The sequence below is a fragment of the Photobacterium sp. BZF1 genome (assembly GCF_014349205.1).
Taxonomy (GTDB): Bacteria; Pseudomonadota; Gammaproteobacteria; order Enterobacterales; family Vibrionaceae; genus Photobacterium.
In genome coordinates this window covers 1-7,733 of record NZ_JACSOF010000219.1, presented here as the reverse complement: position 1 = coordinate 7,733, position 7,733 = coordinate 1, and the positions used below count along the sequence as shown (strand labels likewise).

General features: G+C 51.4%; 7 protein-coding genes and 1 pseudogene. 2 read left to right on the top strand and 6 right to left on the bottom strand.

Features of this window, described 5'->3' with window-relative positions:
• The 5 genes and pseudogenes from BIZ37_RS28460 to BIZ37_RS28440 form a co-directional block, all read right to left on the bottom strand.
• Window positions 1–299 (bottom strand): annotated as a pseudogene (locus BIZ37_RS28460) (murein L,D-transpeptidase); the annotation flags it as partial.
• Window positions 300–491: 192 nt separating this feature from the next.
• Window positions 492–1,652 carry a DUF1513 domain-containing protein gene (locus tag BIZ37_RS28455; protein WP_187464407.1) on the bottom strand — a complete coding sequence of 387 codons (1,161 nt, stop codon included), beginning with the start codon at window positions 1,650–1,652 and terminating at the stop codon, window positions 492–494.
• Entirely contained in the window at window positions 1,642–2,649 is a 1,008-nt protein-coding gene (locus tag BIZ37_RS28450) for an imelysin family protein (protein ID WP_187464406.1), read from the bottom strand. Before BIZ37_RS28450 ends, BIZ37_RS28455 begins: the two co-directional genes overlap by 11 nt.
• 43 nt (window positions 2,650–2,692) lie before the next feature.
• Entirely contained in the window at window positions 2,693–4,123 is a 1,431-nt protein-coding gene (locus tag BIZ37_RS28445) for a di-heme oxidoredictase family protein (protein WP_187464405.1), read from the bottom strand.
• 81 nt (window positions 4,124–4,204) lie between these two features.
• Entirely contained in the window at window positions 4,205–5,434 is a 1,230-nt protein-coding gene (locus tag BIZ37_RS28440) for an imelysin family protein (RefSeq protein ID WP_370577958.1), read from the bottom strand.
• A gap of 264 nt (window positions 5,435–5,698) precedes the next feature.
• Between BIZ37_RS28440 and BIZ37_RS28435 the strand changes: the two genes are divergently transcribed.
• Together BIZ37_RS28435 and BIZ37_RS28430 are read left to right on the top strand one after the other, a co-directional pair.
• Window positions 5,699–6,184 (top strand): MarR family winged helix-turn-helix transcriptional regulator, encoded by a 486-nt coding sequence (locus tag BIZ37_RS28435; RefSeq protein WP_107297523.1) that lies wholly within the window; start codon window positions 5,699–5,701, stop codon window positions 6,182–6,184.
• 27 nt (window positions 6,185–6,211) lie between these two features.
• Entirely contained in the window at window positions 6,212–7,057 is an 846-nt protein-coding gene (locus tag BIZ37_RS28430) for a LysR family transcriptional regulator (RefSeq protein ID WP_187464403.1), read from the top strand.
• Here BIZ37_RS28430 and BIZ37_RS28425 read toward each other — a convergent pair.
• A partial coding sequence (locus BIZ37_RS28425) for a TSUP family transporter (protein WP_187464402.1) occupies window positions 7,017–7,733 on the bottom strand: 717 nt, incomplete at its 5' end. The two genes, BIZ37_RS28430 and BIZ37_RS28425, sit on opposite strands and share 41 nt — an antisense overlap.

Here is a 7,733-nt window from a genome sequence, read left to right as displayed (position 1 = left end):
ACCATGCGTAACTGCTGCTCGAAATCACTGGCAGTGAAGGTATCCTGCCACAGCGGAACAAAGCCAATACTCTGGTACAGATCCGCCAACTCATCCACATAGCGGATGGCCGCTATGTCATTGGCGACTTCATGTACCCATTGGCGGGCTTTCTTTTGCTGCAGGATATCATCCGAAAACTGTTGCTCCAGTTGATCGCGTGCAGATAAAGGCTGTACCGGCCAGGTTTCTTCTTCGGCATGGTTCACCTGAGAGAAGACACACATCAGGACAAGCCCCAGACGACTGAGCTTTAACATTACCAACTGACTCCTCATTGCCGTTATCATAATTATGGCAAGTTTGATGTATAACGGACTAAATTTAGCCGCCATTGCCAGTTGGTAATGTTTCAAATCCTGACACCTGTCAGGATATTTGACATATTTTGTTATTGTTGGGACAACAATCTACCAGCCCCATTTTGGTGCTTGAACGCTTCCTCAAAAATTTTACAGAATATTCCAATGGTTATCCCACATCACCGGGCTTTGAACCGACGCAACCTGGCTCGTTGGACTAATTGATAGGACTTTTCCGGCTCCCGAGCCTACCAACCACTTTCCATCCTTGACACCGACTCCCGAGGCATCCACCAAAGGTCTTAGTTCGACCAGCTCACGGCCAGCTTCCTGCCATATGCCATAGCAGTTGCCCCGGGGCGAAGTCGCCAGCAGGTAACCATCCAGGCTAGCAATGCTAGCAATGTAATGGTTGAACCTAAGCCACTGCTCTTCTTCAGCCAGTAACGGTTTGAGAACCTCACCCTCTCCGCGACGGTGCAGCGCCACCAAAGGCGCGGCATCTTCCGGCAATCCCCGATACTGTTGTCCGCAGGCTATCTCCCCGGTATCCGTCACACTGAGGTGGCGGATACTGAGTTGCTTGTCAGCCAATACGGCTTTATCGACGATTTCTCCGGTTAACCGGTCAAGATAGACCAATGCAGGTTGCATCGAATCTAGGTTCAACGGTGTTCGTCCTCGAGTGTGCACGCCTCCGACACCCACCGCTAGCGTTTGGTCATCCGCCAGAACAACTTCATGGGGCCCGATACCGAACCCGCTGAACTCTGCAACTTTCTGCAGCTTGCCACTTCCTGCATTCCCTAGCTCGTAGACACCGATGATCCCCTCACTGGTTTGGCGAACACCTTCTGTGGTGTACAACAGCTTGCCATCGCTTGAAAACACCCCATGGCCATAAAAAAACCGGTTGGAAGGTGCCGTGTAGATAGGCCAAGCCTGACCGGTTAGATAGTCAAAGACTTGTAAATAGCTACCCGGCCGGCGGCTAAACGCTGCAGCCAGGTTGCCGTTTGGCTGCAACGCTACCCCATGGCCACGGCCTGGCAGGGGCAATTGATAAAGCGGTAGCCCATTGTTATCTGCCACCACAACACCGAAACGGCCATCTGAATGACGGCTACAGCCGATAATCGTTGCCTGCGATGAACCCACCTTATTGTCCAAAGCACCTGGTTGAACATGGCTACAGCCGGTGAGGGCACCTGTTGTCAATGAACCACCAGCCATAACGGCAGCCAGAGGGCGCAGCGCAACGCTGCCCAAAGCGCCCAGCAACAGCCGGCGCCGAGTTTGATCAGTCACCATCGGTTGCATTGAACCCCACAACAATCCCTAGCTCCGGTGCGACTTCATCCTGCAGCGTCCACTTTATATATTCCAACCCATTGAAAATCGATATCAATTGGCGATATCCCTCCCGACTTTTCAGCATGGCTGTCATCGACGGCTCTGTTGGCCAACTTGTCACTAGGTTGGCAAACTGCTCGGTCAGGCGATCGGCTGTCGCGGCATACCCTTTATCGCGAAGCAACTGATCCAGCCCATGCCCTTCAGCCAAATACAGCCCCTGCATGGCCACTACGCTAGCCTTGAGGTTGACCATCGAGGTGCCAGAGCGCCAGGACTCAGCCTGATACGGCTTAGGGTGACCCGGTTTACCCATTGGTCGCTGCATTTTTTTAATGCTGTAATCAAGCTGGTTATTCAGCGCTCCGAGGTACTCACCAAGTGCTAGCTCAGGCGTCATTGCTTGCCATGGGTTATTTTGCCAAGCACCCACCAAGGCCTTACCACTCTGGTTGATATAGCCTGTTACGGCCATCGCCAACTGGCACCCCTCAGGTGAGCTTAATGCCTGTGGTTGTTCATACAAGAACCATTCTGCAGCTCCCAGCCCCTGTACTGCAACACTCTGGCTCGCAAGATCCCCGGCGCTCCATGCTGTATCCTGTTTCAATAGCTGGTTCAACTTACGCCCAGTAGTATTTTTCTTGTCCGGCCAAAACTGAATTTGCCAACTAAGAGCCAGCGCGTCCTCGCCGCCCTTTTCGCGCCCTTGAAACGACATCCAACTTTGCATGGTCCTTGTCCACGCCTGTTGAGCCGTTTCTAGTTTTTTGTCATCCCCTTGCGCACAGAGTGTGGCCATTGCGTTATTCAATTCACTCGATGCCGCATAGAACTGGTTTGCAGCGCTCAGGTGCTGCTGATGAATGACCTTACTCGTCTCAACGGCATCGCTATTGCAGCCAGCCAAAACAGCTGCCGACAACATCGACACGACAATCACACGTTCTTTCATTGATACCTTGCTCCTATCAAGCTTATTTCGATCGACTTAGCTCTCAGAGCGAATGGAGAAAGGCGACCAGTGCCTCTCGGTCTGTTTTTGAAAAGGCGACAACCTTATCGCGGCTCATCTGCGCTTCGCCGCCATGCCATAGGATCGCTTCCATCACATTGCGTGCCCGGCCGTCATGGAGCAGGTTGGTATGGCCGTTAACTTCCTCGGTATACCCCAGCCCCCATAGCGGAGCAGTTCGCCACTCCCGGCCGTTGGCAAGATATTCACCACGGTGATCCGCCAATCCCTCACCCAGGTCATGAAGCAAAAGATCGGTATAAGGGTTGATCAACTGCTCAGACAAAGCGGGAGTCTCAGTGCTTTTGGCTGTTTTTATTTGGGTAACATGGCAGCTTTGGCAACCCACTTCGGCAAACAAAGCCTCACCTTTAACAACTTGCGGATCATTAACATTGCGCCGCGCGGGAACAGCCAGATGACGCGAATAAAACTCAACAAAAGTCAGTACATTACGACTCACCTCAGGCTTCCCACCATTAGGCAGTTGCTCACAGATCAACTGCATGTCAGAACAGTTCTCGACCGGGAACAACTCACTGGTCAGCCCAAGATCGCCATTAAAAGCTGCGGCATTTTGCTGCATCAAGCTAGGTTGTCCGGCTTTCCAGCCAAAGCGCCCAACGGCAAAGTCCTGCGCTTCCACATCCCACACCCGGTTTAACTTACCGGAGACCCCTTGCTCCTCGGCCTGCTGCTCCTTGGCAATCTGTTCCAATGTTTGCTCCGGGATCAACTCCAGCAACCCCAAGCCAATCATGGGTGGCGCTACACGTGCAGACATCATGACCTCTGGGTGCATCGGGCCATAGTTCAAGTCAGTGATGGTCAATTGCGGCTTGCGCAGTGTGATCACTTCGCCATCCCCCATGGTGACCGGTACATCTTGGTATGTCAGATGAATTTGGCCTTCTGGCTTAGCGCCAGAGAGTGAGAAGTCTTGTAATTGTCCGCCATAAATGGGATCGGGGATCACCCCGTTTTTGATGATGGCTTGCTTCTGCTCTGCGGTTTGCGCCGGGATACTCAGGCGGACCAGCATAGATACGGCGTTGCTGTCCCCTTGTTGTGGCGGGTGGCCTCGGCCATCTTTAATATGGCAGTTCTGGCAACCGTTGGTATTAAATAGAGGGCCCAGTCCATCACGGGCGTCTGTGGTAGCCGGTGCCTGAACCCATGGATTGCGGAAGAAGCTGTTACCAACGCTAAAATCAAGGCGCTTGCTCAACGGCAGGTTCGCAGCCGGCAAGGAAAAGGCATTGGCACCATTTTTTCTGACGGTCGTCTCGCCACCCGACTTCATAGCCTGGATATCTTCTGCCGAAAATGGACTGTCTTTGGCTTGGGCTGAAGAGACAGAAATCAATGTTGATAGCAGCAATCCGGCTGCTTTAGACGTGAAAGGCAACTTCATTATTCATCGCTCGAGCTGTAATTATTATGATCACGAAAGGGCTCGACCGAGCCCTTAGTCATAGGAAGGGATTGGCCAGAATTAAAACTGGTGATCAGCCGTATCTGGGCTCAGGTTGCTGATGCCAATGATGGAAGCAGCTTGCTCAATGCTGGCTGTCTGCTGGACCAATGCCATGATCGACTTATTCACCAAAGCATTGCCTTCTTTGTTACCAGCGGCAATCAATTGGTCAAAAGCTTGATCTTGCTTTTCAGCTGAATCAACCAAGGTGTAAACCTGACTGCGGGCACGGTCGAAACCCGCCTGGATTGCTTTAGCCGCTTCCTTGTCTTTATTCGCAACGAGGTCGTGAATGCTTGGCCCAGAGACCAAAGTACCATTCACTCGCATGTAGGTGCCGGTGTAGACGTTGTAGATACCCTGCTCGTTGTAATAATGAGAGTTATGGGTGTTGTCAGAGAAACAATCGTGCTCGTCTTCCGTCGAGTTCGCTTCCAGTGCTACTTTCATCCGCTCACCGGCCAGTTCACCCAAAGACAGTGACCCCATTCCAAATAGCATTTTGCGTAGGCCGTTATCCGCTGAACCAGCCAATAGTTCAGCACGGTAGTTGTCTTTCACTTCTGGAGACCATTGCTTGGTCATCCAATCCAGATCATTTTGCAACAGTACCGAGGCTGCTTTAAGGTACTCACGACGACGTTCACAGTTGCCATTGGTACAAGCTTCACCATAGGCAAAGTCAGTGTAAGAGCGCTCGCCAGCACCAGGGTTGGTACCATTAAGGTCTTGGCCCCACAACAAAAATTCAATCGCATGGTAACCAGTAGCCACGTTAGCTTCAGAACCACCAATTTCATTCAGATCAGCCAGCAGCTCAGGAGTGATCTTGGCCGTATCAAGCTTCTGGTTCCCCACCTGCACCGTCTTGTTGGCAACGATATTCGCCTTGGCACCTTCATTGCCCAGTTCATACTGGTAGTCATCAGCAACATAGTCGATCAAACCTTCATCCAGCGGCCATGCATTAAGCTGACCTTCCCAGTCATCAACCACTGCGTTGCCGAAGCGGAACACTTCTGATTGCTGGTAAGGAACACGGGATGCTTTCCATGCTGCACGGGCTTTGTCGAGAGTCTCTTGGGATGGGGATGCGATAAAGGCATCAATAGCTTTGTCCAGACCTTGCGCCGTGGTCAGTGAGTCACTGAATACGCTGTGGGCGAGATCGGCATAGTGGGAGACTACCTGCTCTTTAGAAACAGTAGCAGCGCTAGCCATCGCCGGCGCTACCAAAAATGCAGCCATAATCAAATTACGAGGGAATTGAGTCTTCATTATTTTCATCCATGTGAAAGCTGTTTTATAACCACGAACAATAATGCAAGTGAGAATTATTATTGTTCCAATAATGATAACTAAGTTTGTAAGTAAATGTAAGTTGTTTTTCTTGAGCGATACATTGCTGTGATAAGCAACCACAAATCAGATCGAGACAACATTATGAAAAGTAAGGCTTCCAACTTTGGCCGGTTTGTTGTAATTTCGCCGAGCACTATTTAGGAGAGTAATATGGACAAGCACGAAGAAGTCTTGATTGCCCTGCGACAAATCATCCGGGCCATCGATCTGCATTCGCGCAAATTGAATAAACTGGCTGGTTTGACAGGCCCGCAGCTGGTATTGATGCGTGCAATACGCGATTCCGGCGAAGTGACTATCCGTCAGCTTTCCAATAACACCAATATGAGCCAGGCGACCGCGACTACTATCCTCGATCGTTTGGAAAAACGCAGTTTGGTGATCCGTGAGCGTAGCAAACTGGACAAGCGCAAAGTCCACGCCTACCTCACTGATGAAGGTAAAGAATTATTGGCAAAAGCACCGCCGCCTCTGCAAGAAGATTTTGTTGCCCGCTTCCAACGCTTGGAGGAATGGGAACAGTCATTACTGCTATCTTCGGTACAACGTATTTCTTCGATGATGAATGCCGAGCACCTTGATGTAGCCGCGATGCTGGAAGTCGGAAGCATTACCAAGCAAGAAACCGATCGCTAATCGGCACCGATTCAAGAGGGATTGTGATTGCTACTCGAAGGCATTGAAACCCTATTGGTACTGGCCCAAGAAGGTACCATGAGCAAAGCAGGCAGCCGGCTTTACCTCAGCCAGAGTGCGGTCAGCAAACGCATTGCCAAACTGGAGCAGCGGATCGGCAAGAAGCTGATTGAGCCCGATGGCCGTCGTATCAAGTTGACTGCCGATGCAATACAACTCATTGCTGCGGTCGAGCCGGGGTTCAAGGCCCTGAAAGGTCAGATATTTGATCAGCTCGATGTCAATGATCGCACCGTGATCCATTTAGCCTGCTCAGAAACCCTGGTTGCAGGCTATCTGGCGCCAGTAATGGGCGATTATATCCAGCACGATCCCTACCTTGCCATCAGCACCCACCATACCCCCATCATTGTTGAGAAAGTGCAATCAGGCGATGCCGCTGTCGGGTTCTGCGCTGGCCACCTACCTCCTCAACATGGGTTGGCGGTTAGCCATTTGTTCGACGAACCGTTTTCGGTCGTTAGCAGGGAAACGCTTGACCAACAACCGAGCCAGTTGCTAGTCAATGACTTGAAAAACCCAGCCAACGCCAACCAGGTTAGTTCTTTGCAGAAAGCTGCCATTGTCCCTTACATGGAAATGGACTCTTATACGGCTGCTGCACAGTTGGCATTAAGTGGTGTCGCTGCGGCGCTGGTGCCAATTTCTATCGTCAATACACTCAAAATTGCCCCTCACCACTGCCATCATTTTCCATTTCTCGATGAACTAACTCGCCCGGTGCAGCTTTGTTATCGCCAAAGTAGCCTCCAAGCCCCCCGGACACGTAAGCTTATTGAAACCATTGCGGGTTCTGTTCAACTAGCAATTTGATTGCCATGCCCATTGATGTGATCACCACCATAGGCCGGATCAGTTTTCGTCCTTTTGAGATCACGACTTTAGCCCCCATCCGCGCACCGATGAACCCGCCAACAGCCATGATGATCCCAATCTCCCATACCGGTAGGCCTGCAAAGATAAAAAACAGTAAGGCGGCAAAGTTAGAAGTGAAATTCAAAATCTTGGTTCGTGCCGTGGCCTCCACCAATCCGAATTGGGCAATCGCAACAAAGCAGATGGTATACAAGGCACCGGCACCTGGGCCGAAGAAACCGTCGTAGAAGCCAATGCTGGTGCCAACGGAAAGCGCAAAAAGGTTCTCAGATAACTTCGGCTTTCCGCCACCCTGCCCGACCTGGGGGGCAAACAGGAAATACAGCGAAATACAAACCAATAATATGGGGATCAACTGCGTGAGCACACCAGCATCAATACGCTGGACAAGTTCGGCACCGGTGGCTGCACCGACGAAGGTACAGATGATCGCATTGCGCATTTCACCCAAACTCACCAAACCATTACGGACAAAATACAGCGAGGCTGAGAAACTCCCAAATGAGCCCTGCAGTTTATTCGTCGCCAACGCTTGGGTGGGCGGTACGCCTGCGGCAAGCAGGGCAGGCACGGTCAGCAAACCGCCTCCACCAGCAATCGCATCGATAAAACC

Excerpts from the sequence above, each read along its gene's own strand:
- BIZ37_RS28435 (WP_107297523.1), top strand. The coding sequence starts at position 5,699 with ATGGACAAGCACGAAGAAGTCTTGATTGCCCTGCGACAAATCATCCGG.
- BIZ37_RS28450 (WP_187464406.1), bottom strand. The coding sequence starts at position 2,649 with ATGAAAGAACGTGTGATTGTCGTGTCGATGTTGTCGGCAGCTGTTTTG.
- BIZ37_RS28445 (WP_187464405.1), bottom strand. The coding sequence starts at position 4,123 with ATGAAGTTGCCTTTCACGTCTAAAGCAGCCGGATTGCTGCTATCAACA.
- BIZ37_RS28455 (WP_187464407.1), bottom strand. The coding sequence starts at position 1,652 with ATGGTGACTGATCAAACTCGGCGCCGGCTGTTGCTGGGCGCTTTGGGC.
- BIZ37_RS28440 (WP_370577958.1), bottom strand. The coding sequence starts at position 5,434 with ATGGCTGCATTTTTGGTAGCGCCGGCGATGGCTAGCGCTGCTACTGTT.